Source organism: Lachnotalea sp. AF33-28, assembly GCF_003477885.1.
Taxonomy (GTDB): domain Bacteria; phylum Bacillota; class Clostridia; order Lachnospirales; family Lachnospiraceae; genus AF33-28.
In genome coordinates, this window is the sequence record NZ_QUEE01000005.1 from 248,318 (window position 1) to 273,961 (window position 25,644).

23 protein-coding genes are annotated in these 25,644 nt (G+C 47.6%); 17 read left to right on the forward strand and 6 right to left on the reverse strand.

The features are described from left to right. Nucleotides 1-251 precede the first annotated feature (251 nt). The 4 genes from DWZ56_RS09390 (at nt 252) to DWZ56_RS09405 (ending at nt 3,617) form a co-directional block, all read left to right on the forward strand. Nucleotides 252-956 carry a response regulator transcription factor gene (locus DWZ56_RS09390; RefSeq protein ID WP_118556335.1) on the forward strand — a complete coding sequence of 235 codons (705 nt, stop codon included), beginning with the start codon at nt 252-254 and terminating at the stop codon, nt 954-956. After that, nucleotides 953-1,894, forward strand: a complete 942-nt coding sequence (locus tag DWZ56_RS09395; RefSeq protein WP_118556337.1) for a sensor histidine kinase — start codon at nt 953-955, stop codon at nt 1,892-1,894. Before DWZ56_RS09390 ends, DWZ56_RS09395 begins: the two co-directional genes overlap by 4 nt. A 99-nt stretch (nt 1,895-1,993) precedes the next feature. Beyond that, nucleotides 1,994-2,908, forward strand: coding sequence for an ABC transporter ATP-binding protein (locus DWZ56_RS09400; RefSeq protein WP_118556339.1), 915 nt, complete (start codon nt 1,994-1,996; stop codon nt 2,906-2,908). A 1-nt stretch (nt 2,909) separates the two neighbouring features. Beyond that, entirely contained in the window at nt 2,910-3,617 is a 708-nt protein-coding gene (locus DWZ56_RS09405) for an ABC transporter permease (protein WP_118556341.1), read from the forward strand. 28 nt (nt 3,618-3,645) lie between these two features. Here the strand turns inward: DWZ56_RS09405 and DWZ56_RS09410 are convergent, their stop codons facing one another. Then, the gene (locus tag DWZ56_RS09410; protein WP_118556456.1) at nt 3,646-4,776 is read right to left on the reverse strand and encodes a DUF362 domain-containing protein; all 1,131 of its coding nucleotides are present in this window, start codon (nt 4,774-4,776) and stop codon (nt 3,646-3,648) included. Nucleotides 4,777-5,154: 378 nt separating this feature from the next. Between DWZ56_RS09410 and DWZ56_RS09415 the strand changes: the two genes are divergently transcribed. The 8 genes from DWZ56_RS09415 to DWZ56_RS09450 all read left to right on the forward strand — a co-directional run bounded on the left by DWZ56_RS09415 (nt 5,155) and on the right by DWZ56_RS09450 (nt 18,456). Then, entirely contained in the window at nt 5,155-5,733 is a 579-nt protein-coding gene (locus DWZ56_RS09415; protein ID WP_118556343.1) for a 50S ribosomal protein L25, read from the forward strand. A gap of 228 nt (nt 5,734-5,961) precedes the next feature. Beyond that, nucleotides 5,962-7,815, forward strand: a complete 1,854-nt coding sequence (locus DWZ56_RS09420) for a sensor histidine kinase (RefSeq protein ID WP_118556345.1) — start codon at nt 5,962-5,964, stop codon at nt 7,813-7,815. Continuing rightward, complete coding sequence (locus tag DWZ56_RS09425; protein WP_158584516.1) at nt 7,775-9,028, forward strand: response regulator; 1,254 nt, start codon at nt 7,775-7,777, stop codon at nt 9,026-9,028. The genes DWZ56_RS09420 and DWZ56_RS09425 overlap by 41 nt, the downstream gene beginning before the upstream one ends. 173 nt (nt 9,029-9,201) lie before the next feature. Next, a complete protein-coding gene (locus DWZ56_RS09430) occupies nt 9,202-10,095 on the forward strand; it encodes a carbohydrate ABC transporter permease (protein ID WP_118556349.1) in 894 nt (297 codons plus the stop codon). Nucleotides 10,096-10,101: 6 nt separating this feature from the next. Further along, entirely contained in the window at nt 10,102-10,935 is an 834-nt protein-coding gene (locus DWZ56_RS09435; RefSeq protein ID WP_118556351.1) for a carbohydrate ABC transporter permease, read from the forward strand. Between the two features lie 43 nt (nt 10,936-10,978). Next, complete coding sequence (locus DWZ56_RS09440) at nt 10,979-14,143, forward strand: alpha-mannosidase (protein ID WP_118556353.1); 3,165 nt, start codon at nt 10,979-10,981, stop codon at nt 14,141-14,143. Nucleotides 14,144-14,227: 84 nt separating this feature from the next. After that, nucleotides 14,228-15,592 (forward strand): ABC transporter substrate-binding protein, encoded by a 1,365-nt coding sequence (locus tag DWZ56_RS09445; protein ID WP_158584517.1) that lies wholly within the window; start codon nt 14,228-14,230, stop codon nt 15,590-15,592. A gap of 269 nt (nt 15,593-15,861) precedes the next feature. Beyond that, nucleotides 15,862-18,456, forward strand: a complete 2,595-nt coding sequence (locus tag DWZ56_RS09450; protein WP_118556357.1) for an exo-rhamnogalacturonan lyase family protein — start codon at nt 15,862-15,864, stop codon at nt 18,454-18,456. A gap of 120 nt (nt 18,457-18,576) precedes the next feature. Here the strand turns inward: DWZ56_RS09450 and DWZ56_RS09455 are convergent, their stop codons facing one another. From DWZ56_RS09455 to DWZ56_RS09475, 5 genes are all read right to left on the reverse strand, one after another. Beyond that, entirely contained in the window at nt 18,577-19,095 is a 519-nt protein-coding gene (locus DWZ56_RS09455; protein WP_118556359.1) for an IS66 family transposase, read from the reverse strand. A gap of 241 nt (nt 19,096-19,336) precedes the next feature. After that, nucleotides 19,337-19,699, reverse strand: a complete 363-nt coding sequence (gene tnpA / locus DWZ56_RS23780) for an IS66 family insertion sequence element accessory protein TnpA (protein ID WP_118556361.1) — start codon at nt 19,697-19,699, stop codon at nt 19,337-19,339. A gap of 163 nt (nt 19,700-19,862) precedes the next feature. After that, nucleotides 19,863-20,588, reverse strand: a complete 726-nt coding sequence (locus tag DWZ56_RS09465) for a nucleotidyl transferase AbiEii/AbiGii toxin family protein (protein WP_118556363.1) — start codon at nt 20,586-20,588, stop codon at nt 19,863-19,865. 13 nt (nt 20,589-20,601) lie between these two features. Beyond that, a complete protein-coding gene (locus DWZ56_RS09470; RefSeq protein WP_118556365.1) occupies nt 20,602-21,258 on the reverse strand; it encodes a helix-turn-helix domain-containing protein in 657 nt (218 codons plus the stop codon). Between the two features lie 476 nt (nt 21,259-21,734). Then, a complete protein-coding gene (locus tag DWZ56_RS09475; protein WP_147369410.1) occupies nt 21,735-22,040 on the reverse strand; it encodes a hypothetical protein in 306 nt (101 codons plus the stop codon). Nucleotides 22,041-22,507: 467 nt separating this feature from the next. On the opposite strand from DWZ56_RS09475, the gene DWZ56_RS09480 reads away from it, so the two are divergent. The 5 genes from DWZ56_RS09480 to DWZ56_RS22905 all read left to right on the forward strand — a co-directional run bounded on the left by DWZ56_RS09480 (nt 22,508) and on the right by DWZ56_RS22905 (nt 25,494). Beyond that, nucleotides 22,508-23,170, forward strand: a complete 663-nt coding sequence (locus DWZ56_RS09480) for a TetR/AcrR family transcriptional regulator (protein ID WP_118556369.1) — start codon at nt 22,508-22,510, stop codon at nt 23,168-23,170. Between the two features lie 164 nt (nt 23,171-23,334). Further along, a complete protein-coding gene (locus tag DWZ56_RS09485) occupies nt 23,335-23,628 on the forward strand; it encodes a hypothetical protein (RefSeq protein WP_118556371.1) in 294 nt (97 codons plus the stop codon). Between the two features lie 4 nt (nt 23,629-23,632). Further along, complete coding sequence (locus tag DWZ56_RS09490; RefSeq protein ID WP_118556372.1) at nt 23,633-24,895, forward strand: MFS transporter; 1,263 nt, start codon at nt 23,633-23,635, stop codon at nt 24,893-24,895. Between the two features lie 72 nt (nt 24,896-24,967). Continuing rightward, nucleotides 24,968-25,336: a hypothetical protein gene (locus tag DWZ56_RS09495; RefSeq protein WP_118556374.1), complete on the forward strand. Its 369-nt coding sequence runs from the start codon at nt 24,968-24,970 to the stop codon at nt 25,334-25,336. Between the two features lie 17 nt (nt 25,337-25,353). Beyond that, nucleotides 25,354-25,494 (forward strand): hypothetical protein, encoded by a 141-nt coding sequence (locus tag DWZ56_RS22905; RefSeq protein ID WP_176927092.1) that lies wholly within the window; start codon nt 25,354-25,356, stop codon nt 25,492-25,494. The last annotated feature ends 150 nt before the right edge of the window (nt 25,495-25,644 follow it).

The window sequence follows — 25,644 nt, forward strand, 5'->3', positions numbered from 1 at the left end:
CGGCGCGGGAAGGTATTATACCGCTAATCGGATCCTTTTTGAATAGTTACTGTTCACGGCTGCTTATAAAGCAGCGAATGACAGGGCAGAGTATGGTCCTCATAGGGATCCCTTGAAGCCCTGTCATTCGCGGTAGGTTTACGACAACCGTGAACAGTAACTTTGAATATCCGGCTAAAAGCTGTGAAGTCCTTGAATATTATCCGTGCAGGAAATATAATGATAAAAAGCTTAGAACCGGAGGTAGGGGCGTGAAGTTATTACTGGTGGAAGATGATATGGAGATCAGCACAATGCTGAAGGAGTTTCTGGCTACGGAGAATTTTGAAGTGACCTGTGCCGGGGATGGGGAGAGCGCATGCCGTCTGTTTGACGGCGGTCATTATGACCTGGTGCTGCTGGATCTGATGATACCTAAAAAGAGCGGGATGGATGTGATGCAGTATATACGCAGAAGCAGCATTGTGCCGATCATCATCCTATCGGCTAAGGACAGTGATTCGGATAAAACGCTGGGCTTGGGACTGGGCGCGGACGATTATATTACGAAACCCTTTTCCGTGTCCGAAGTGCTGGCACGCATAAAGGCCAATATAAGGAGAAGCACCAGATGGGCGCAGACGTCCGAGGCGGCAGAGCCGCAGGAGTGCGAGACGATCAGATGCGGTGATCTGATGATGAATCTTACCGATTATACCGTGTCTAACAAAGGAGTAAATGTGGAACTGACAGCAAAAGAGTTTGAGATCCTTAAGCTGTTTATGCAGAATCCCCGGAGGGTTTATACCAAGGAACAGATCTATACCAGTGTTTGGAATGAGGCGTATTTCGGGGATGAAAATGCGGTGAATGTCCATATAAGCAGGCTTCGGAATAAGCTGGAGGAGAATCCGCGCAGCCCGCGGTATGTGATCACCGTATGGGGAATCGGATATAAGCTGGGGGAACAGGCATGAGCGATAAAGCTGTGATATTCGTGTTATCTCTGTGTGCGGCCGCCCTTGCCGGTATGCTTTTATATCAGAGGTATGCCTACAAAAAGGGGATGGCAAAAAAACTGAATGAAATGGCCGCTGCTCTGGAATCTGTTCTTGAAACGGGAGAAGACAGCAGAGTGCTGGTATTTACGGACAACCGGGAACTGATCCGGCTGGCGGACCGGATCAATCTTGTGCTGGAGGACCGCCGGAAAGTGCGCGCCGATTACCGCCGCATGGAGATATCCTTAAAGAGGATGCTCTCAAATATTTCCCATGATATAAAAACCCCGATGACAGTCATTTTGGGCTATCTGGAGATCATGCGGCTGAATACGACAGAAAACGGCGGGATGCTAGCGAAGGTGGAGGAAAGGGCGCAGCGGGTAATGGATCTGATCAATGAGTTTTTTACGCTGGCTAAGCTGGAAGCCGGAGATATGAACATTGAACCGGTCAGGATAAATGTCAATGAAAGCTGCCGCAAAAATCTGCTGGATTTCTACGAGCTTCTGACACAGCAGGGCTTTTTGGTGGAAGCCGGGATCCCGGAGACTCCTATCTATGTGCAGGGAGATGAAGACGCTCTGCAGAGGATTCTGTTCAATCTGATTACCAATGCAGTGCGCTATGGGGCGGAAGGAAAATATCTGGGTATCACGCTGCGGGCGGATGAAAGCAGCGCGTATATTGATGTGACCGACCGCGGCAGAGGGATCGAACCTGCTTTTGCCCGCACGGTGTTTGAACGGCTGTTTACCGCGGAGGATTCCAGGAGCAGCCAGGTGCAGGGAAACGGGCTGGGATTGACCATAGCAAGAAATCTGGCAAGGAGGCTGGGGGGAGATATCACTTTGCGAAGCGAACCGGGCGTGGAGACGGTTTTTACCGTAACGCTGAAGAGGAGCCCCCTTTAGTGCTCTGCCCGGCCACGAAAGGAATTTGTAATAATTGGTCAAGGGTTTTGAAAATCCGTGCCTCTATAATGGATATCAGAAAAGAGAGGAGGCGGCATCATGTCTTATATATTGCAAACAGCCCGTCTGACCAAAAATATAGGCGGAAAAACGCTGGTATCCGATGTAGACCTGCATATCCGCAAGGGGGAAATCTATGGCTTCCTTGGCCCGAACGGAGCAGGTAAAACCACGGTGATGAAGATGATCACAAACCTGTGGAAACCCAGCGGCGGAACCATAGAAATCTTTGGAGAGACCCTCACACCGAAATCTTACGGAGTGCTGGGGCGGATGGGCAGCATCATAGAGTTTCCCACCTTCTACGATCACATGACAGGCAGAGAAAACCTGAGGCTTCATTGTGAGTATATGGGGTTTTACCAGGATGGCAGCATAGACAGTGCTCTTGAGATGCTGGATCTGACCGAGGCGGCCGGACGTCAGGTGAAAAGCTATTCACTGGGAATGAGACAGAGACTGGGGATTGCCAGGGCGGTGCTGACAAGGCCGGAGCTTCTGATCCTGGATGAGCCCACAAACGGTCTGGATCCGGCGGGTATGAAGCAGATAAGAGATCTGTTAAAGACGCTCTGTTCGGAATACGGTATCACGGTGATGGTATCCACCCATATATTGTCGGAGATAGAGAGCATTGCCGATACGATCGGCGTCATTCATCGCGGCTGCCTTAAAAAAGAAGTTTCCATGAAAGAAATAGAAGAGATGAGCCTGGAGTACATTGAGCTTAAGACTCAAGATACAAAGCGGGCGGCCTTTGTGTTAAGCAATGAACTGAACCTTGACCGGTTTAAGATTATGGACGGCGGCAGGATCCGCATCTATGAGGAGAGTGTCCCCATACAGACGCTGTCCAAAACGCTGTCGGAAAATGAAGTGGGAATCGAAGCTATTGGCAGAAAAGCCGGTACGCTGGAAGACTATTTCCTGAAAATTACCGGGGAGGTGGACTGATATGGTTAAGCTTATACGGCTGGAATGGAAAAAGAACAATATAGGCAGGTATATCCGGGCGGCTGTTTTAGTGGCAGCCGCGTTAAGCCTCTTCATATATGCACTGGCCTTTTTTGGCATAGCCAACGATCCGGTAACCGGAGTGCCGGATGCGGCTCCTGGAAACGAAGTTATCTCTTCTTCGGTGGAGCTGTTTACCGGCATGGCATTTCTGATACTGACCGGCGTCATGCTGTCATCCTTCATAGTCAGCGCATACAAAAATAAAACGATGAACCTGATGTTCACCTATCCCATCGGACGCCGCAGGATTCTTGCCTCACAGATGCTCGCTGTCTGGATCTTTAATTGTGGCGCGCTGATTCTGACAAAGCTGCTGATCTACGGATGCCTCCTGATCGGATCGCATTTTATGACTTCCTCATTTGTGCTGGATTTTAATATGGCGGATGCCTGGTTCTATATCCAGCTCATCCTGAAATCCGCTGTGATCGTCAGCATGGGGTTTATTGCGCTCTATATCGGCCTGGCCATGCATTCATCAAAGGCAGCTGTGGTGGCATCTTTTCTGCTGATACTGCTGACACAGGCCAATATTGGGGATTTTACGATGGCGGACAGCGCGGTTCTGCCGGCCGCATTGACGGCGGTCTCACTGATATTCGCAGTTCTCTCCGTATGGAATGTGGAGAAAAAAGATCTGATGTGACCGCCGCATAGGTCTGCTTTTATTCGGATCAAATCCGGATCAGATTGTACTGGCGGCTTCCCAGGCCGATCTTTTCTGCATGGGAGAGACAGCTCTGCCATTCCGATTCCGGGGTGGAGTTGCGGAAATGGTCGTGATGGTCCACGAAATCCGGCTGCTCCATATTGCGGGCCAGCTGGCTGTCCGGCATGGGGCTGGCGGCGAGGCAGGCATCGGCGCAGGCCTGGTCTAAAGCCAGCGGGTCAAAGGACGCGAACATGCCTATATTGGGCAGGATCGGGACATCGTTTTCGCCGTGGCAGTCGCAGTTGGGCGATACGTCCATGACAAGGGAAATATGGAAGTTTGGACGTCCGTCCACCACCGCTTTGGTATATTCCGCCATCTTGCAGTTGAGCTGGTAAACGGCGGAGCTGTCGGTAAAGGAAATGGCATCGAAATTGCACGCCCCCAGGCAGCGGCCGCAGCCCATACAGTTATCCTGATTTACATGCATTTTTTTCGTAGCCGCATCAAATTCCAGCCCATCGTTTGCACATTCCCGGAAGCATCTGCGGCAGCCGCGGCAGAGCTCCTCATCGATATGGGGGATTCCGCTGTTGTGCTGCGCCGCTTTGCCTGCACGGGAACCGCAGCCCATGCCTATGTTTTTGATGGTGCCGCCGAATCCGGTGGCCTCATGGCCCTTAAAGTGGGTTAAGCTGATGAATACATCCGCATCCATGATGGCGTGGCCGATTTTGGCGGATTTTATGTACTCGCCTCCGTTTACCGGCACTTCGATGTCATCGGTACCCTTCAAGCCGTCGCCGATCAGGATCGGACATCCCACCGTCAGTGGCGTAAAGCCGTTCTCCCATGCACATCTTAAATGCTCCAGCGCATTTTTGCGGCTGCCCGGATACAGCGTATTGCAGTCGGTTAAGAAAGGCTGTCCGCCAAGCTCCGACACTACATCCGCCACGGCTTTGGCGTAGTTTGGGCGCAGGAAACTTAAATTCCCCAATTCCCCGAAATGCATCTTGATGGCAACAAATTTGCCGTCCATATCGATATTGCCGATTCCGGCAGCTTTGATCAGCTTTTTAAGCTTGGCCGGCAGTCCGTCACCGAACGCAACGGTATGAAAGTCTGTAAAATAAACATTTGATTTTTCCATTATTTTCACCTCGTGTTTCATTATAACGCCTGCTTTTATTATAACGCTTAGAGTTTACTCTAAGTCAAGCGAAAACGCCTGCAACCACGCCTGCGGCCTGTGTAAATATAAGTAACAGTTCAGATGGCAGGAAAGTATAAATGATGACCAATATTAAATTGAAACTATAAATATTCATATATTTTAAATAAATAACGAAAAATAGTTGTGCAATTTAGTCTTGACACCGGTGTTATAATGAAGGCGTAACAAGAAGTGATACTTAAGTAGACCTGTTTGTTATTTAAAAAGGCCGCTAAGCATTTGGGACACGCACAGATGTGCGCGCAAGCCATCAGCCTGTGGGCGGTGGCAGTCAGCATAAGGAGGAAAAGTCAAATGAATACTTTAAAAGCTGAAAAAAGAGACATGTCCATCAAAGCAAAGAAGCTTAGACGGGAAGGATTTGTGACCGGCAATGTATTTGGCAGAGAGATTCAGGGTTCCATGCCGATTAAGATGGCAAAGGCCGATGCGGAACGTCTTCTCAAGACGAATGGCAAGGGCAGCCAGATCATGCTGGAAGTGGATGGCCGGAACATGGATGTGCTGGTCAAAGAAATTGTATACAACTCGATGAAAAGACAGATCGATGAAATGGATTTTCAGGCGCTGGTGAGCGGAGAGAAGGTTCATTCTGTCGCGGAAGTTGTGCTCCTCGGCCATGACAAGCTTCAGGAGGGTGTCCTGCAGGAACTGCTGCATGAGATTTCATATAAGGCGGTGCCCGCGGCGCTGGTTGAAAAGGTTGAAATCGATGTGAGCACGATGAAGGTCGGAGATACAATCAAGGTAAAGGATCTGCCGATCGCATCCGATAAAGACGTAGACCTGCTGACCGATCCAGAGACGGTGGTGCTGACAGTGACCAAGGTTCACTATTCTGCTTCAGAAGACGAAAGCAGCCAGGAGGCTTAAGACGCAGCCAAATAGCGCAGGGATGACATAAAGCATATAGAATGCCGCATAGGAGCGGGGCATACAGACAACGGTATGCCCCGCTTTATTCTGCGCCCGGCGGGCTGTTTATGTTGCGCCTTGAAGGATTTGTCGATATGCATTTGCCCGTAGGATTTCTAATGCTTGAGAATTCTATTTGTAACATATATAATAAAACGGGAAGGGTTGCATCTGGGGGGAGAGGGAATGAAACGACATGCTTTTTACAGTTTGAGCTTTCAAAATAAATTACTTCTTATATTTCTGCCGCTGCTGTTTTGCTTTATCATCATAACAGGAGGAATCTGTCTATATTTTTCCGGAGAGCAGCTCAAGCTGAATACGGAAAAAATGATGGAAAATACGGTTCATCAGACAAAGATTCTGCTGGAAGATAAGCTGAGTTCCATATTGATGCGAAGCAGTGCGATCGTCGAAAGTACTGCGTACGAATACTTTACGTTCAGCCATGATGTGAGAGATTCGATTGATAAAAAGTATCTGGAATACCGCAGCAGTCTGTCTGGTATGCTTACGGATATGGCTGTGGAATACCCGAGTATGGTGGATTCTATCATTATGTTGGAGAAATCAGGGGACAAGCTGATCTATATGAGGAGTCCGGCACCCTATGTGATGCAGGATACCTATTCCAGCCTGATAAACAGACTCGATGTTCCTGAGAGTCAGGGAAAACTTTGTCACTATATATGGAGCAACGAACATGAGGATGATCTGCTGGCAACGAAAAAAGCGAGACAGGTGCTCACCCTGTACTGTGTAATTGGCAACGAGGATTCAACAGCGGGATCTTTGCTGGCTGTCAACATTCCATCCGCCACGGTTGCAGATGTTCTGGGTAATATTGTAACAGAGAAGGGCAGTTTTGCGGCACTTATATCATCAGAAGGCATATGCTGCAGTGAACAGAACGATGGGGCGTTTCAGCTAAGCGATGCGGATATGAAATATTTAAGCATGCTGTCTGGCAGGGGCGCCAAGCTGCTCACAGATCGGTCCGGCAGTCAGATTATGATAAGTTATGAGGCTCTTGATATCAATGGGTGGGTTCTGGTAAACGGAGTTCCCACCGATAGCATTATGAAGGGCACGGAGCTGGTCAAGCGCATGATCTTTCTCTGCGTAGGCATTATGATAGCGATTGCATGCATTCCGGTTCTTCTGCTATCCCGCTGGATTTCCAGAGATATCTCTTCTTTGGTGGATCAGATCGAGATCTATGAGCTGGGCGATACACAGATATACTTTGAAACAAGAGACCGCAAGGAATTAAGGCGTGTGGCTGATGCGCTGAATAAGATGACCAGAACGATCCAAAAACAGCTGGGGGAGGTCATTTATATTGAAAAAAGTAAGAGGAAAACTGAACTTTTGCTTCTGCAGTCTCAGATTAATCCTCATTTCCTTTATAATACGCTGATTTCTGTAAAATCACTGATTGATCTGGACCGGTATCAACAGGCTAGCAGCATGTTCCAGTCCCTGATTGATTTCTATGTTTTAAGCCTGAATCATGGTCACGAACAGACATCCATATCCAATGAGCTGAAGATAATTAAGAACTATTTGAGCATATTGGAGGTACGTTATAACTATTCTTTTGAATGGATGATTAATGTTGAGGAAGATATCCTGGAATGCGGCATACTGACCCTGACTCTCCAGCCGCTGGTGGAAAATGCGATATCACATGGTATAAAGAATAAAACTGATAAGGGCATAATAGATATTTCAGGATGCTGCTGTGAGGATCAGATTATCCTGACAGTCTGGGACAACGGACAGGGTATATCTCCTGAGGAGTTGGAACGCTTGAACCGGTACATACGGGAACCTTATCCCAAAGAAAAGACAGGCGGACATTTCGGCCTATGGAACAGCAATCAGAGGCTGAAGCTTTATTTCGGTGAGGCATACGGCATAGAGATCGACAGTGAATACAAGAAATACACCAATGTTACAGTCAGAATTCCATATACGCAGACTGGGGGGATGCATAATGAAGATACTGATAGTGGACGACGAGGATATTATACGTGAAGGCATAGTAAAAAGTATTTTATGGAGAGAGAACGGGTTTGATCTGGCAACTCCCTGCCGCAATGGGGAAGAGGCGGTTCAGGTAATTGGCAGCGAGCATCCCGACATCATACTGGCGGACATCAATATGCCTTTTATGAACGGCATAGAACTGGCTTCATGGATTCAGGAACATCATCCTGAAATGAAGGTGCTGTTTTTGACCGGTTATGATGATTTTCAATATGCCAGACAAGCAATTGAACTGAAAGCCGCAGGCTACGTGCTTAAATATGAAAAGCATGAGGTGCTGCTGGGGGAGCTCAAGCGTATCAGCGAGGAAATCAAAAAAGAACGGCGAGAGAAAAAACTGCAGGAGAAGGGAAAATCACAGCTGGCTACACAGCTTATGACGGATCTGATAATCGGGACGGCTAAAATAAACAGCCGCAGCGAGGTGCTTGAGACGCTGGGGTTTGATCAGGGTGATCATACGCTTATCTTGGCACTGGTCAGTATAATACTGCATACAGGTTTGGAGTATGACCAGCCCAATATCAACGGCCTGCATCTTTTTTCTTATATCAATGTTATCGGTGAGGTATGCCGGCCTTTTGCAGATCATGTGCTGTGTAATTCTTATGATAATCAGATCTATGTGCTCTTTGTACGAAAAGGGACAGAAACGGAAAACGCCGATGAGGCAGTGCACCATGCAATGGAAGAGTCTGTGGAAAAACTGGCACAATTTCTTAATGTGGATGGCAGGGTAGGAATCAGCAGTGTGTATCATGATATTTTTAAAACAGATGCTGCTTATAATTCCACCTACAAGGTGCTGCAGTCCATCTCCGGTACAGACTGCCGGCGGATCCTTCATGTCAGGGAGACAGAGTCCGGACTTGCCAGCAATCATGCCGTAATTCGGGAGGCGGCACACTATATAAAGGATAATTATGCGGTGGCCGGCTTGAGTCTGAATGATCTCGCGGAGCATATCCATCTTTCACCGTCCCATCTGTGCAGAATTATTAAAAAATACAGAAACACAAACTTTATGTCCTGGCTTACAATGGTTCGGATCGAAAAAGCCGAGGAACTGATGCGCACCACCGACCGAAAGATTTATGAGATCTGCGAACTGGTGGGTTACAACAATCCGCAGTACTTCAGCGTTGTTTTTAAAAAGTATACGGGGCTGAGCCCCCAGGAGTATAAGCAAAAACTCGAATAATATACATGCATGTTCAGGGCTGCCGCATTGTGGCAGCTCTTTTTACGGTCTGAAACCTGGCTGTTGATGAAAAACGCAAAAAGATCAAACAAAAAGATCAATGTAGTTAATGGGAAATCCGGTCCGCAAAAGCTAAAATATACATATGGCCATCATCGGAAGGAGGTTTTATATTGAAATATAAGCGCATTAAAAAATCATGTTTTCCATATCTATTGATTCTGCCCACGGTACTTCTGATTGTTCTGTTTCTGTTTATACCGATTACACAGGTGTTTAAGCTGAGCCTTCAGGATTATTCTACCAACAGTCTTACGGGAACAGGAACATTTATCGGTATAGCAAATTTTCAAAAGCTTCTGATAAAAGATCAGGTTTTTCAAAAGGCGTTTGGAGTCAGCCTGAAATGGGTTGTCTCTGAAATTGTGGGACAGGTGGTCTTTGGTATGGTCATTGCACTGTTACTCAACCAGAAGGTAAAGTGCCGTGGATTTTTCAGGTCGGTGGCATTTATGCCCTGGGCGGTATCAGGAGTCCTTGCGACCATGCTCTGGACCGTAATGTATAATCAGCATGTGGGGGTTATAAACGATGTACTGAAAAAAATGCACCTGATTAATGAAAATATTGCCTGGCTTTCAAATCCGCGGCTGGCGTTCTGGGCGGTAGCAATAGCTGAGCTCTGGAGGGGCATACCGTTTTTCGCCATTACAATTCTGGCTGGACTGCAGTCCATACCAACAGATATCTATGAGTCCTGTATCATCGATGGCTGCGGTCCACTGCAGAAATTCCGGTTTATTACGCTGCCGCTGCTTAGAGAGACACTTACATTTTCTATACTGTTAAGATGTATATGGGAATTTAATTCAATTGATTTAATATTTACTATGACAAACGGAGGACCGCTGCGCTTGACCACTACAATGCCTGTATATCTGATGCAGCAGGCGGTTGTAGGAGGAAAATACGGATATGGGTCAGCGATGGCGGTCATTATGGCCATTGGTCTGCTGCTTTATTCTGTAGTGTATCTGAAGGTTACGAAATATGGAAAGGAGGGGTAAACGGATATGGGGTACAAAAAATGTAAAAAGTATCTGATGGTATATTTGCCGTTAATTGTAATCGCCTTTTTTACCGCTGCCCCGATACTGTGGAGCATTATTACGTCATTTAAAATGCCGGAAGATGTATTCAAGCTCCCGGTAAAATACATACCGGATCCGGCGACGTTTTCGAATTATATAGTCTCCTGGACCAGAAATAAATTTTCGCAATATTTTATGAACAGTCTGGTCATTGGCCTGGGATCTGTGGTGTTTATTGTCATATTATCGCTGCTGAACGGATATGCACTATCCCGTTTCCGGTTTAAAGGCAAAGGGGTATTCCTGATTCTGCTTTTGCTTACGCAGATTATGCCTGTTGTAATCTATATAGTGCCGCTTTTTCTGATGTTCAACCGCATGGGACTGATCAATACAAGGGGCTCTGTAATTCTGTTCTATATCGTATCACAGACACCGTTTAATACGCTGCTGATGCGGGGATTTATTAATGATGTTCCGGTTGAGATTGAAGAGGCGGCGATGGTGGACGGTGCGGGGAGGCTGTATATCATTGCGAGGATCATACCGAGAATCGTACTGCCGGGAGTGGTTGCTACCAGTGCCTTTGCATTTGTCGGATGTTGGAATGAATTTCAGGTCGCATTTTCTTTTATTATGACGAACACAAAATTTACAATTCCAATAGCCCTTAAGTCGCTGATAGCGGAATCATCAGTTAATCTGGCTTCACTGGCGGCCAGCAGTGTGATTGCGCTTCTTCCTCCGCTGCTTCTGTTTGCCCTGATCCAGAAACATTTGGTAAGCGGCATGGCTTCCGGCGCGGTGAAAGGATGAGTGCGCCCGGCTGCAAAAAATATTAATAAAGAATGGAGCAAGTATGAATCAGACACAGTCATTTGAATTAGAACGCATCTGTCAGGCGACGCGGGATCTGGCAGATCTGATGCGCATCAATATCATACGGCCGGAATCCATCGGATATGCGGATAAAGTACTGAATTTTACGGAGGTACCTGTGTTTCAACCTTTTGGTTCCGGAGATACCTGGGGCGGATTTGATATGCGGGGATGGTTTCATTATGAATTTACCGTGCCTCCGGAAATGGAAGGAAAGGAACTCTGGCTGGATATCACACAGGATAAAAAAAGCTGGTACGCCCAAAGCCCGCAGTTCTTGCTCTACTGCAACCGGAAGCCGCTGCAGGGCATTGATTTAAACCACGAGGAATGTCTGCTGGCAAAAAGTGTCCACGCCGGAGAATGTTATACGGTGGATCTGGATGCATGGTCGGGCATGGCTGTGCGGGAAACTACCTGGAGCGGGATGGAAAACCGGCCGGGGACACTTTTTATGCGTTTTTATAATATAGTGCCGGAAGTGCACGCTCTGTATTACGATTTAAAGGTCCCTTATGAAATACTCAAGCTGATCGGACAGGACAGCGAGGCCGGCATACAGATGCTTCCGCATTTGAGCAGGGCGGTTGACATGCTGAATCTGTGTGCACCTGGCAGCGAAGCGTTCTATCAATCCGTAGAACATGTGAGAAAATATCTTAAAGAATCAGTTTATGATAAGGAAAATAGTCAGGAATCGGTTTGTGCATACAGTGTGGGGCATACTCATATTGATGTGGCATGGCTCTGGCGTTATGCCCATACGCAGATGAAGGTCCAGCGAAGCTTTAGCACTGCGCTTAAGCTGTTAGAAGAGTATCCGGAGTATATATTTATGTCGTCCCAGCCACAGTTATATGAATACCTTGAAAAGAATCTGCCGGATCAGTTTGCAAAAGTGGAAGAGTATGTCCGGCAGGGAAGATGGGAGCCAGAGGGCGGGATGTGGGTAGAGGCTGACTGTAATCTGCCTTCAGGGGAGAGCCTGATACGTCAGTTCTTAATGGGAAAGCAGTATTTTCAGAGTAAATTTGGCATAGAGAGCCGTATTCTATGGCTTCCGGATGTATTCGGATATTCCGCCGCTCTGCCGCAGATTTGTAAAAAATGTGGCATTGATTATTTCATGACTACTAAGATTAGCTGGAATCAGCAGGACAAGATTCCATATGATACCTTTCTATGGAAGGGCATAGACGGAACGGCCCTGTTAACGCATTTTTCACCTGCAAAGCAGTATGATCATGTGGATTACAATCCTTTTGGCTTTGCAAGAAGCCCTCATATTACTTCGTACAATTGTGAGCTGGAACCGGATTATGTAATTGGCGGATGGAAACGGTACAGCCAGAAACAGCTGAACCATTCGTATCTGATTGCTTATGGATATGGAGATGGCGGAGGTGGCACGACCAGACAGATGATTGAAGAAGGACAGAGGATGGAACAGTCTCTGCCTGGATGTCCTAAGGTAGTATTTTCAACGGTTAAAGAATTTTTTCAACACCTGGAAAAAGAGGTGTGCGGTAGGGAGGATCTCCCGGTCTGGAACGGAGAGCTTTATCTGGAGTTTCATCGGGGAACATATACCTCTGTAGGTATGGTAAAGCGCTGGAACCGCCGAGTAGAAAACCTGCTTCAGAAATGCGAGTTCATGATTTCAGCAGCACTCATGTACGATCCGGATTTTCAGCGGGATGAAGCTGCCTGGGATGAGATGCTGAAACAATTTCTGACGAACCAGTTCCATGATGTCCTTCCGGGATCCGCCTTAGGGAGTGTATATCCCGATGTTGAAGAGATCTATCAAAATATATTCAGTGTGCTGCAGAAGCATATGGATGAAGCTGTTGCCATACTTCAGCCGGGTCTGCCCGACGGCCGGCTGGCTGTTATTAATACATTGGGTTTCAGACGCGGTGGTATCGTTAAGTTTGATTTTATATCTGATGCAGAAGTACTCCGATTGAAACATGGGGATGCAGAGGGCTATCCGGCACAGAGAATCGGGAATAACCGATATATTGCGCGTATTCCGGAGGCTGCAGCCTCAGGCATTATACTGTTTGATATATGCGGCCGGTGCGAGACCGTCGAGGATGCGATAAGCTGGGATGGCTGCCATCTGGAAAACAGGTATCTGCTTATAACTTTTGGCGAGGAGGGCACGATCCTGTCCATCTATGATAAGGAGATGAAACGCGAGATATTAAGCGGGCCGGGAAATGTGATTGAAGCGTACGAGGACAGGCCCTACCAGTATGATGCCTGGGAAATCAGCCCCTATTACAGACGAAAACAGTATAAACTGCCCGCGCCGGAAGTTACAGTGACGGAAAAAGGACCTGTACGTATCTGTATCAGGCAGTCAAGGCGCTGGCTTAACTCCAGAATTGATCAGGAAATCTGCTTATATGCGGACAGCCGAAGAATAGACTTTCATACGTTAATTGACTGGCAGGATGAACACATTATGCTGAAAGCGGCGTTTCCCGTGGATATACATGCGGATACGGCTGTCTATGAAATACAGTTTGGAACTACGGTCCGTCCGACACACAGCAATACTTCCTGGGATGCGGAGCGATTTGAAACCTGCGCGCAGCGCTTTGCAGATCTTGCGGAACCTGATTACGGCGCTGCTCTTCTGAATGACTGCAAATACGGGTATGATATACATGACCAGGTTATGCGTCTTACCCTGCTGCGTTCTCCGTCATTCCCTAACGCGGTGGATAAAGGACATCATGAGTTCACATACTCTTTTATGCCTCACAAGGGTGACTGGAGAGAGGCGGAAATACAGAAAGAGGCATACGATTTAAATAATCCGCTGTTTGCCGTCATCGGTAAAGGATCTGCAGATGAGAGCATGCCATGGTGTAAGATGCCGCTGCTGTCCTGCGAAAACGATGGTATATTTGTTGAAACAGTAAAGCCCGCTGAAGACGGTAAAGGGCTGATCGCACGTATATACGAAGGCTTTGGATGCCGCCGGCATGCAGTATTTCATACGGCGTGCTGCACAGAAGTCAGTGAATGCGATATGATGGAAAAAAATATAGAATGTCTGACCGTGAAAGAAGGATGCTTTGCATTGGACTTTCATCCATATGAGATAAAAACAGTCCGGATGCAAAAATAGATGAAACTTTTGCAAAACCACTGCATGGTCATTTGTAATGTTTCTTATTATAATAGAATCACAATTAAGGAGGAGGTACGAATAATGTTAAAAAGATTTACCGCGATGTTTCTGGTGACGGTTATGCTGCTCTGTCTGACTGCCTGCAGCAGTACACCCAAAGAAAGCACACAGGCCGGCGGAACTAAACAGGGGACTGAAATGGAATCTGTAGACGGTCAACAGGAAGAGGAGATCACCCTGACCTTCTGGATGGAGATGACTACTCCGGAATTGGACGAGATTTATCAGGCCGCAGTGGACAGATATATGCAATCGAATCCCAATATTAAGATTGAGTATCTGGGCATACCGGGAAATGCTGCCGATGCAAAAAGCAAGCTTGAGATGGCGTTTTCGGCAAATGCGGCACCGGATGTATTTCAATGTTTTATGCCGGAATTCATAACCAGAGGTAATATTATACCCCTGACGGATTATTTTGAAGCCTCAGATCTAAACGGTAAGATATCGAAAGGTTCTATCGAAGCCAATATTGAATATGACCCCAACAAAAAAGATCTGTATGCGATCCCGTCATCTATCAATGTACGAAATTTCTGGATCCGTACAGATTGGTATAAGGAAAATAGCATTGAGATACCAGAAACGTGGGATGAGTTCTTTGACAGCGTAAAAAAACTGGCGGACCCGGCCAATAACAGATACGGCACCACTATACGCGGCGGAGCTGGCGGCGCTCAGAACCTGGAGTATATGATGTATGCATACTCCGGGATAACCGAAGCGTTTGATGAAAATGGAAAATCTACAATCAATGACCCGCTGAATGTGGAGTTTTGCGAAAAGTACTTATCGCTGTACAAGGAGTATACAGCAGAAGATGATTTAAATAAAGGCTGGACAGAGGTTGCTGCTTCTTTTCAGTCAGGTACAACGGCTTCTATCTTTCACAATCTGGGATCTGCGCAGTTGATTGATGATACATTTGAGGGCGATTACACTAAATTTGAGATTTTCTTAATGCCGCCGAGTGTAAAGGGCTACAGCTGTCATCCGGTGGTAGATGCTCAGGGCTATTCGATTACGGCAGGATGCAGTCATCCCGAAGAGGCATGGGATTTCATTGAGTATATGGTAAGCGATGCGGCACCGGATGTAATCCAGCTAAGGGGAGGTATCCCGGTTGAGGAAGAAGCCGCTAAGGCGGAATGGGTAACCGAAAAGCCATATTATGTTAAATCTGCCGAGTATCTTAATGATCCGGAACTTAAATTCTTCAAAGAGCCTCTCTATTTGACAGAGTATAGAAATATTCTGGCCAATGTGGCGGAGCCAAAGATGCAGGAGGCAATGACTGGGCTTTGCGGTGTACAGGAGTTCCTGGATGAATGGGCGGAGGCGATGACAGAGGAGAAAGCCAACTACGATTCGATTTATGCAAATTAGGATATTGAAATAGAAAGCAGTCCTTCCGGGCATCAGAAAGTGGGAAAGGGCTGCTTTCCTTTTTTGTTCGATAGGAAAATCCTTTTTTGTCGATATACCCAGTCCTGCCATGCACGGAAACTTTATGGCGCTGCGTTCTAAAAATTTCTGCTGAGCGTGACGGCAGAAGACGCTTATCGTTTTTTATTTGGTGATATTCACTTGCCTGTATACACCGTAAAACGTATAATGGATATATCCATAAATCAAAGACATGCAGGAGGAAGATCATGGATATAAAGCTCAAATGGATGGAAGCAAGCCGCCAGACAGCGGGCGGAACACGGTTCGGCGTGCCGTGGCCTAAAGGAGCGCATAAGCAGGAAACACCGCTGTATCTGTACGGCGCGGACGGGAAAGCGGTTCCCGTACAGAATGAGACACAGGCCTGCTGGCCGGACGGTTCGGTTAAATGGACGCTGCACAGCACAGTGTTGGATGCGCCTCAGAATTCCTATACCGTCAGCGACCGTGTGCCGGAGACGCCGGCGGTGCCGGAAACATGTTTAAAGATACATCGGCAGGAGGAATGTGTCACTGTAGATACAGGTGCTGCGGTTTGGACGATGAGGATAAATGACCGCGATATGCTTAAAGTCAGCCATAGAGGAGGCGACAGCAATGGCCGCCTTGTGGCGCTGTGCGAGCGGCGGATCGAGACCGGCGGCTACGATTCGCTCTCCCAGGTATCGCCTTTTGACGGCGTCGCTGAGGTAGTGCGTCTGGAGAAGGCGGGAGAGCTGTCCGCAGTGGTGCGCCTTCGCGGAAGCCATGTTCAGAGGGGGGCCGGAGAACGCGGCCGCAAGTGGCTTCCTTTTGACCTGCGTCTGTACTTTTATGCCGGACAGGCTGCGGTGCGTTTGGTACATACCTTTACCTTTGACGGCAGAGAAGAGGAGGATTTTATCCGGGGCATAGGGCTGGAATTCGATCTGCCCATTGCCGGAGCGCTTCATAACCGTTTTGTGCGCATCGGCGGGGAGAGCGGCCTGTTCTGTGAATCGCCCAAAAGCCTGTGGACCAGAAACGATCCGGACGGCGCATACCGCCGTCAGCTGAAAGGCGAGGTCACTCCTGAAGCACAGGGTATACTTCAGAACGATATGACGGTGTGGAATGACTATAAGATCACACAGCTTTCCAGCGATCATTACGATATATCCAAGCGTACCGGCGATCACTGTGTGTATGTGCGCGGCGCTGCCGGGAAGCGGGCCATGGGAATCGCCTATGCGGGCGGAACAAACGGAGGCATGGCTGTGTTTAAACGCGATTTCTGGCAGAAGTCTCCGGCATCCATGGAGATCCTGGGCATGAAGGAACCCAGAGCAGCGATACGCCTCTGGTTCTACAGCCCCGAAGGGCAGCCCATGGATATGCGCCGCTATGACGACAAGACCCATGTACAGGCCTGCTATGAGGGCTTTGATGAAATGCGCGCTTCCGGCTACGGCATCTCCAACACCAATGAGGCGGTAGTTGAAACCTTCAGCGCGTACCCAGGCAATGAGGAACTGGTAAAACGCGCCGGCAGCTGGCAGGAGCCGAACCTGCTTTTCTGCGGCCCTGAATACATCCTTTCTACGATGGCTCTGGGCGATGCCTGGGGTGTGGAGGACCGTTCAACACCCGGACGCGCAAAGGTGGAAGGTTATCTGGACGATCTGTTTGAGCAGCATAAACGCATCCGCGAGGAATTTGACCAGTATGGCTTCTGGGATTACGGAGATATCCGCCACACCTATGACACGTTCCGCCATAACTGGCTCTATGATATGGGCGGTTATGCGTGGCAGAACACCGAGCTGGTGCCGAATCTGTGGCTGTGGTACGGATTTCTGCGATCCGGCAGGCCGGATTATTTCCGCTGGGCGGAGGCGATGACACGCCATACCTCAGAATGCGACCTCTATCACCTGGGACCGTATAAGATGCTGGGAAGCAGGCACAATGTGGTGCACTGGGGCTGCGGCTGCAAGGAATGCCGCATCGGGCTGACACAGCTGCATAAGGTATATTATTATCTGACCGGCGATGAGCGGATCGGGGATATCATGGAGATGGAGAAGGATGTGGATTTTGCCGTTGCGGCGATGGATCCGCTGCGCCAGTATTTCCCGCCGGATCCGGACTACCCCTGTCACGCGCGCTTTGGGCCGGATATGATGGTATTTGCCGGGAACTGGCTGACCCATTGGGAGCGCACGAACGATACGCGCTACCGTGATAAAATCCTGAATCTTTTATCACATTTTGCCGGCCCGGACGGCTTTGCGTCTTCCTCGATCTGGGGGTATGACCCGCATACGGGCAATATGAAGCAGATGACGAAAACACCGCCCAGCCACTTCAACTACTGTTTCGGCAGCGAGTATGTATGGCCGGAGGTGCTGGCTGTGCTGGACGATCCGGCGCTGTGGAAATCCTTCTTAAATGCCGGGCTGGTTTATTCTTCAGCCGGCGATCCGGATGGCCTGGACGAAGGGTGGGAGAGAGAGCCCAATACCGGAAAAGGCATACATAAGGGAGAGGGGTCACCGCGGGGCCGCCTAAGCACTTATGCCAACGGCGTCGCCGCCTATACGGCCGGCAAGGCCGGTGATCAGGTCCTGGCTAAGCAGTGTTGGGAAGATCTGCTGCGCGATGAAGAGCACAAACAGCACGATGCGGTGGCCGTGCCCATCATTGTGCGTGAGATCGACGAGGCCGGTGTGCACAAAATCATACATGAAGCCGGTCACCTGACCGGAAACGGCACCGGACAGTGGGGCGCCCATGCGATTGTGATGCTGGCGCATATCGGTGATTATCTGGAAGAAGAATGAGATGGGAAACGCCTTCATGTGTGTTGTTTAAGTAGAAAAAGGGGTGGGGATATGCTATATTTTACATAGCAGATAAGGTTAATTTAATATACGGCAAATTGTAACTGTTTAGGAGGCCTATTATTCAAATATTAATTCAGGTCTTCCCATAAATGCATTTTTTATAGCTTCAACCGCATTTTTCCCATGTTTCTTGGCAGTGCCAATATAGGACATTACGGCTAAGTAATCACGGATTCCTTCTTCGGTTCTGAAGCAACCGGATACCTTAGTTTTTGTCTTGATCATGCGCAGATTTCTTTCCGCCTGATTGTTGTCAAAATCTATTTGGAAGTCCTTTAGAAAATGGCAGACTTCACCCTTGTATTTTTGCAGGCGTTCAATGAGTGCCAGTACTTTCCCTTTTTTAGGGCGCCCCTTTTTCTTTGCTTCCGTTGTAACCATTGGGTTTTCAGCAAATGCTACTTGGATGATTGCATCATACTCTTCATTATAATATTGAATCGTATGTTCATCAGCACCTGACAGATTCATTGCTATTGCGTCTTCTTTTGGCTTTTTCATATTCAAAAGAAGCTTTTTGAATCTAGGTGCCCATGTTTGCTCTGGATGGTTTTCTATTACTCCATTCCATTCAATTCAATTCATATGGTCAAAATGCGGTGGATAAGTATAAAATTTCAAGGTTCAAGTGTTGCTAAAACTATTCAAAATCCACGGACTGTGGCTTTGAAACATAGTTATTTAAGATGTCTGTGGAGTAATCCACAGCAAATCAAGTCTCATGATTATTGAGGAAGATTTATTCACAGAAATCATGGAACAGATTGCAAAACAGATTTTCATCTGGACCTAAAGTGGGGTCCTAAACAGTTACTATTCAAGATCGTGTCTCTGGCTGCATGGTTGGATATTCTATACAGTAGCTGCCAGCTTTCAGGATTACTGCCGGAACTGACTGCTCGGATCTATCATCAGACAAACTGTGTCCGTATGGTTGAGGGATTTCATCGATGAGTGGAAGCGGAACTACCTGCTGGCATTCCCTGATGACACGATGATTCGCTGCCGGTATTTCGCAGGCTCTTTTGCGAAGCTTTGTTATCTTGCTGTAAAAGCTGCTGATCGGGATCCCGTGCTGTTCGCACCAGATTTTGTCCCCGAGCCCGCTTGTACGGCATTCTTGTATCAGTTCCATCCATTCCTGATCAGTACGTGGGGCATTCTTCGGTTTCTCATTCATAGTTTTTTATGCTCCTTCCTTTTTGGGAGAAGTCAGTTACTTGCTTCGAAGAGATGTAGTAAACGAATACAAAGTAGGCAGCTGAGAACCAGCTGGAATCGTACTTCTCCTTTAATGTCTCTATTATTGCACAAGAGGATGGAATTGTGGAACGGTGGGTTATTCATCGCTTACTGCTTTTTTTTGGAAGCACATCCTTGATATATAATTTTACCACACGATATACTTCCTCAAACGGCGGCTTATTCACGCCGCCCGCAAAACGGAACTTTTCGTAAGAGTGCTGTAAATCCTCGGTTCTGCGAAGAAAGCCGTTAAAGGTATCCAAGTTTTTGCCGCTGTTTTTCAGTGTTTGAATAACATCGGCACTGTCAAAATCAAAAACCTTTGAAATATAATATAGGTCTACGACATCTTTTATTCTGCGAAACACCTTATCGGTAGAAATTGCAGAAACCTTATCAGCTATCATTTGAGAAGGGGATACACCACGAAAACGCAATCCTTCCACCTCATAAAGCTTTGTGGGAGGAATAGGGCGGTTTACATCAATATCCATAGAAAAGAGTATTTCGCCCGTTTCTCGGTTGGCCAGTTCAAAACCGGCAGAGCGTCCTTCGCCATACATTCGGTAAATGCTAACCTCCAAATCAGTGCCGCATTTTTTAATAGCGCTTTGCAAGGATTCAACCATCTGCTCGGCTGTCGGTGGCGTGTCAGAGTTCCAGTTGGCGTCAATATCTACGGTATGACGAATATCTTCTGTGAAGCCTGCTTCCATCAGGCAGGCTTTAAGCACCATTGATCCCTTAAAGCTAATGGGAATCCCGCTGTCATATATAGCCTTCATCACCTCATACATCAGTTTTTCTTCTGCCGTAATATTCATTAAAAATCACCTCTTAATTTCCGTAATATTCTATTGCTTCATCTGCTAATCTGTCAAACTTATCCTGATATTCGGGGGCTACGGAAATTCCTTCCAAGCTCTCGCCGTTGCGATAATAGTAGCGGCTGATTGCTTCCGTAATGCCCTGCATATCCAAGATAGATTCATTGGCAAGAGCATCTGTCACCGTTCTGTTAAAGTCGGTATAGAACAGTCCGTTCTTTTCCTTTACATTGTAGGAGCTGATCTGATTGCCAAGAACAACTACACCGTTAAAGCGAGAAACCGAGTCGTCACCATATACCCATATAATATACTCATCGCTGCGCCCTCTGAAATTGCCCTGACACATCAGCGCTTCATCTAATGCAAAAACGACGGATTCTCCAATACATTCACGGACAGCCTTAAGCCAAGCGAGAGCGCCGACATAGTCGCTTCTTTTTGGCAGGTCGCTTTTTTGCGGACTGTACTTCGGCAATACGGTTGTCTTTCGGTTGACAAGGTCTGCCCGTGTACGGCTTTCCAACAGATTTATAATATATTCCGGCGGCTTACGCACGCCTGCTTCCCAATTCTGAACGGTACGAAATGGAATATTATATCGTGCGGCAAATTCGCTTTGGGTGTCGCCTAACCGAGTTCTCATTTCACGAATATTCATCATCATTATCACCTCACCAATACAATACACCCAATGAGTGCATTATGTCAATAGCGTTTCCAAAAGTTCAGATTTTATTCGTAAATCAAAACGGGGTGTTAGGGGCGGCAGCCCCTAAAGAGTAAATCGGCTAAACAGCCGATTTTGAGTTGGAACTTGCCGTACAAGTTCCCTGCTTGTTACAGTATGAGACACGTATTACTGTCCTTCGTTTCTCTCAACCTTTCTCAAATAGGAAATGCCGTTCTTTTCTCTCTCAAAGGTGAGTGTTAGCGTTGCTCCTTCTTCAATCTCAGGGATACCGAGATAGCCGGTGTTCTGCCAAGCGGAAGCGTCTCTGCAATTTCCGTGTGCGACTCATAAAACTGATTGACGGCAGTAATAATCGCCTTGTTCTTAGAATCCGTACATTTTCAAATGTTCCCAAGCACTGCGGTCAGTTTCGTTATCCAAGTTAAACCGCAGGCTCATTCGCTTGATACTCATAACGCACCGCCGCCGACTACATAAAGCTTCATCAGCTTTGAGTCATAACCGTGTTCCCGGAGCCTGCGGAAAATGCCTTCTACATACTCTTTTGCGGTGTCGGTGATTGTTTTCAGATAGTCACCGTCAATATCCGCTGTTCCGAAACGAAGCACACGGGTAATCATTTCTTCGGGTGGCTCTGCGTGATGAATTCTCATCAGATTCTCACAGATTTGAAGCATACACTGGTGCGTTCCGAATTTCTCGGTAAAACAGCGGCGGGGATTTGGGTTTTTGTCGTTGACGAACATAATGTTCATCGTGCCGTTTCCGATATCGCAGAGCATATTTACACCCGAAAAATCAGATAAGTTGTTGACGATAGCGGCAAATCCCTGCGGATAAATATCTGCACCGACAATACGGATGTGATAATCCTTACCTTTAAAATTGAAATTTTGCCGATTTCGGTTGAGAATATGCAAACTGTAAAAGAGGTAATAAAAAAATATAAGATAGAAAAGATAAAAAGTGATTTTATTAAGTCTATCGTAGATGAGCGATTGAACTAATTTAAAGGTGCAGGATAGTAATATTCAAATAGATTCTTTTGGTATGTATCTTGACAGTTCATTTAACAGCTGTTACAATCTAAACATACCGAAAGTATGTATGTAAATGAAGAGGTGAGGTCATCAGCCTTGGGCCGGTGACAGGAAAAGAGGAAGCGCACTGATGTGCGCGCAGGTCATCAGCCTTCGGCTGGTGACAGGAAAGGAAGGAAAGTATGGCACGCAACAAATATCCCGAGGTGACGGTAGAACGGATCCTGGATGCTGCCCAGCGTTTGTTTTTGGTGAAAGGGTATGAAAACACGACGATCCAGGATATCGTGGATGAGCTGGGGGGGCTGACCAAAGGAGCTGTTTACCACCATTTCAAGTCCAAGGAGGAAATTATGGACGCGGTGGGAGACAGGATGTTTACGGAAAACAATCCTTTTGAAGCCGTGATGGGGCGAAATGACTTGAACGGCCTGCAGAAGCTTCGGGAAATGATACGGCTGAATCAGTCGGACCGGGCCAGGATGGATATGAACATCCAATCTCTGCCTATCCTCAAGAATCCGCGGGTGCTGGTGGGAATGATTGAGTCCAACCGCCAGACACTGACACCCTATTTCCAGCGGCTGATCGAGGAGGGAAACAGGGACGGATCCATCCGCACGGAGTACACCAGAGAGGTCGCGGAGCTTATTCCGCTGCTGACCAGCCTTTGGCTTGCGCCGACAGTCTACCCGGCCACCGCGGAGGGGATGCTTAGGAAATTTCAGTTTATAGGCGAAATGCTGGATAAGATGGGGGTTCCTATAGTGGATGATGAGATAATGGAACTGGCCCGGCAGTATTTTATTGAGATAGAAAGCTCCGACAAGACAGCGGATAAATAGAGTTGCCTGCCAGAGCTTGTTTGAAAATTGCTTCCCGTAAAATGTGTGTCATACTCTCAGGATAGCGTTTTCAAACAAGCGAAGGCAGCTTTATTTTAAATACATACATTCATACGGTAGGTATGATAAATAAAAATAGACTGTAAGAATTGGAGGTATCAGGAATGACTGAATACGAATTTGACAGATGTATCGAAGCGGCGGCCCAGAGGTTCGAACGCCGTGTGGAGGAGGCTGCCGACAGGCTGGATCGGGGCGTAAGCGTTGCCTGGCACAAGAGCCGGACTCTCCGTATAACCTTAAAGAGCATTTCACTGGCTGCGGAGGCAGGACTGATGCTTGGAGCCGCCAGGCTGGCTAAGCAGGGACACCATACAGCCGCGTTTTGGTGCTTTATTCTCGGCGCAGCGGGGCTGGCGGCAGACATTGTAACGGCGATTGCATTCAGAAGGAGATAGACATATGAAACAAAAATTATTTACCAGAAATTTCACTTTTCTGATCCTGGGGCAGGCCAGCTCGCTGATCGGCAATAATACGCTGAAGTTTGCACTGTCCATGTATGTGCTGGAGCGTACCGGATCGGCGGCTGTCTTTGCGGGGCTGCTTGCAGTGGCTATGGTTCCCACTATCCTGCTTTCGCCCTTTGGCGGGATGCTGGCGGACCGGATGAACCGGCGGAATATCATGGTGGTGCTGGATGTTATTTCAGGATTATCGGTGTTTGCGGTATTTTTGCTGTTTGGAGAAGGAAGCGGGATATATCTCATCGGCGCACTGCTGGTGGTCCTGTCTGTGCTGGGAGCCTTTGAGTCACTAACTGTCCAGGCCTGCGTCCCCCAGATGCAGAGCGGAGATAATATCTTAAAAGGCAATGCGGTCGTAAATCAGATTTCTGCGGTTGCCGCGTTTACTACACCTTTTGCAGGAAGCATATTCTATACGGCGTTCGGCATCCGGTCTGTACTGCTGGCCGCGGTGATCTGCTTCTTTTTAACCGCGTTCCTGGAGTGCTTTATACGGCTGGAGCACAAGCCCGCGGCAAAACAGAGCATCACACAAATTGTAAAAGAGGATCTGGCAGCCAGCATGAGATTTCTTAGCAGGGAGCAGCCAGGCGTTTTAAAACTGCTGCTTTTGGCTGCTCTGGTCAGCTTTTTCGTGATGGGGACGGCTGTGGTAGGATTTCCGTTTCTGGTGCGCACCGTGCTGGGGCTTTCTGCTGAGCATTACGGCGTCGCGGAAAGCGCTATGGGTCTGGCCGCCATATTGGGGGGGCTTGCTGCGGGTCTGCTGGCAGGTAAGCTGCAGTTTACAAAACTCTACTGGCTGATGATCGGTTTGGGGATTTGTCTGCTTCCCTCCGGTGCAGTATTTTTGCTGCCGGCGCCCTCATTTGCCAAATACCTGGTTCTGGTGCTGGCATTCTGCGCCGGGCAGGCGGCCTGCAATATGTTTTCCATATTTGCGCTTTCAGCCATTCAGGAGCGCACGCCCTCACATCTGACCGGTAAGGTGATGTCCTGTGTATTCACGGTTTCCATGTGTGCCCAGCCGTTGGGACAGATTGTGTACGGATATCTTTTTGATACTTTTTCCGAAAATGTGAGTCTGGTGCTGCTGCCCACAGGTATCATCATCTGCGTGATCGGCGTGCTGTCGGCAGGTTTCTTTTCGGGATTTGGAAAGGAAGAGGAGAAGATTCTGCAGTTTAACATTTTGTAAATATTTTATAATCATTTCAAAAACAATCTCCCGGTAAAGTAAACCTAACAAAACAAAAAAGGAGATTTTAGCATGAAAAAAAGCAGTTTTGCAGGTCTTATATTCGGAACCGTCAGCACAATATTGTTTGCGTTGGGAATGTGCATGGCTTTGCTGCCTCAATGGGGCGTGTTTTTGCCGGGCGTTACCGTCGGGTGCGCCGGTCTGGCGGTTGGGCTGGCCGGTATGATTACATGGCGCAGGATGGAGCATAAGCCTCCGGTCAGACTCAGCAAAAAAACGGCGGGCGCAGTTTTTCTGTGCATTGCTGGTGTGCTGGTGCTGGGGACGGGCATGTGCCTTACGATGGTATGGGGCAGGATGATACCGGGCATTGTGATCGGGATTCTTGGAATTGTATTGCTGCTGTCGCTGTTTCCCATATGCAGAGGCATAAAATAAGAGGAGGTTATTGAGAAATGAGCAATTACAGATTGAAAACACCTAAGAAGGTGGAGACTGCTGTTACAGGCAGCTATAAAAAAATCGAAAATAATTTTGTTGAAACTTTTCTGGAGAAGATACCGGATGACGGAAGTGAAGACAAAAAATCAGTGTAGAAAAGGAGCCTGGTGCGGAAGATGGCTTTTCCGCGCTTCTGATTTAAACAAAACTTTAACATTTATATGGTATAATATCGATAGATATTATACTTGCGCTGATTTCCGTCTGCGCAGCAGACAATTTCCCCGGGAAATCATGCGCATCCC

Excerpts from the sequence above, each read along its gene's own strand:
- DWZ56_RS09395 (WP_118556337.1), top strand. The coding sequence starts at position 953 with ATGAGCGATAAAGCTGTGATATTCGTGTTATCTCTGTGTGCGGCCGCC.
- DWZ56_RS09400 (WP_118556339.1), top strand. The coding sequence starts at position 1,994 with ATGTCTTATATATTGCAAACAGCCCGTCTGACCAAAAATATAGGCGGA.
- DWZ56_RS09405 (WP_118556341.1), top strand. The coding sequence starts at position 2,910 with ATGGTTAAGCTTATACGGCTGGAATGGAAAAAGAACAATATAGGCAGG.
- DWZ56_RS09410 (WP_118556456.1), bottom strand. The coding sequence starts at position 4,776 with ATGGAAAAATCAAATGTTTATTTTACAGACTTTCATACCGTTGCGTTC.
- DWZ56_RS09415 (WP_118556343.1), top strand. The coding sequence starts at position 5,155 with ATGAATACTTTAAAAGCTGAAAAAAGAGACATGTCCATCAAAGCAAAG.
- DWZ56_RS09420 (WP_118556345.1), top strand. The coding sequence starts at position 5,962 with ATGAAACGACATGCTTTTTACAGTTTGAGCTTTCAAAATAAATTACTT.
- DWZ56_RS09425 (WP_158584516.1), top strand. The coding sequence starts at position 7,775 with ATGAAGATACTGATAGTGGACGACGAGGATATTATACGTGAAGGCATA.
- DWZ56_RS09435 (WP_118556351.1), top strand. The coding sequence starts at position 10,102 with ATGGGGTACAAAAAATGTAAAAAGTATCTGATGGTATATTTGCCGTTA.
- DWZ56_RS09440 (WP_118556353.1), top strand. The coding sequence starts at position 10,979 with ATGAATCAGACACAGTCATTTGAATTAGAACGCATCTGTCAGGCGACG.
- DWZ56_RS09445 (WP_158584517.1), top strand. The coding sequence starts at position 14,228 with ATGTTAAAAAGATTTACCGCGATGTTTCTGGTGACGGTTATGCTGCTC.
- DWZ56_RS09450 (WP_118556357.1), top strand. The coding sequence starts at position 15,862 with ATGGATATAAAGCTCAAATGGATGGAAGCAAGCCGCCAGACAGCGGGC.
- tnpA (WP_118556361.1), bottom strand. The coding sequence starts at position 19,699 with ATGAATGAGAAACCGAAGAATGCCCCACGTACTGATCAGGAATGGATG.
- DWZ56_RS09465 (WP_118556363.1), bottom strand. The coding sequence starts at position 20,588 with ATGAATATTACGGCAGAAGAAAAACTGATGTATGAGGTGATGAAGGCT.
- DWZ56_RS09470 (WP_118556365.1), bottom strand. The coding sequence starts at position 21,258 with ATGATGATGAATATTCGTGAAATGAGAACTCGGTTAGGCGACACCCAA.
- DWZ56_RS09475 (WP_147369410.1), bottom strand. The coding sequence starts at position 22,040 with ATGAACATTATGTTCGTCAACGACAAAAACCCAAATCCCCGCCGCTGT.
- DWZ56_RS09480 (WP_118556369.1), top strand. The coding sequence starts at position 22,508 with ATGGCACGCAACAAATATCCCGAGGTGACGGTAGAACGGATCCTGGAT.
- DWZ56_RS09485 (WP_118556371.1), top strand. The coding sequence starts at position 23,335 with ATGACTGAATACGAATTTGACAGATGTATCGAAGCGGCGGCCCAGAGG.
- DWZ56_RS09490 (WP_118556372.1), top strand. The coding sequence starts at position 23,633 with ATGAAACAAAAATTATTTACCAGAAATTTCACTTTTCTGATCCTGGGG.
- DWZ56_RS09495 (WP_118556374.1), top strand. The coding sequence starts at position 24,968 with ATGAAAAAAAGCAGTTTTGCAGGTCTTATATTCGGAACCGTCAGCACA.
- DWZ56_RS22905 (WP_176927092.1), top strand. The coding sequence starts at position 25,354 with ATGAGCAATTACAGATTGAAAACACCTAAGAAGGTGGAGACTGCTGTT.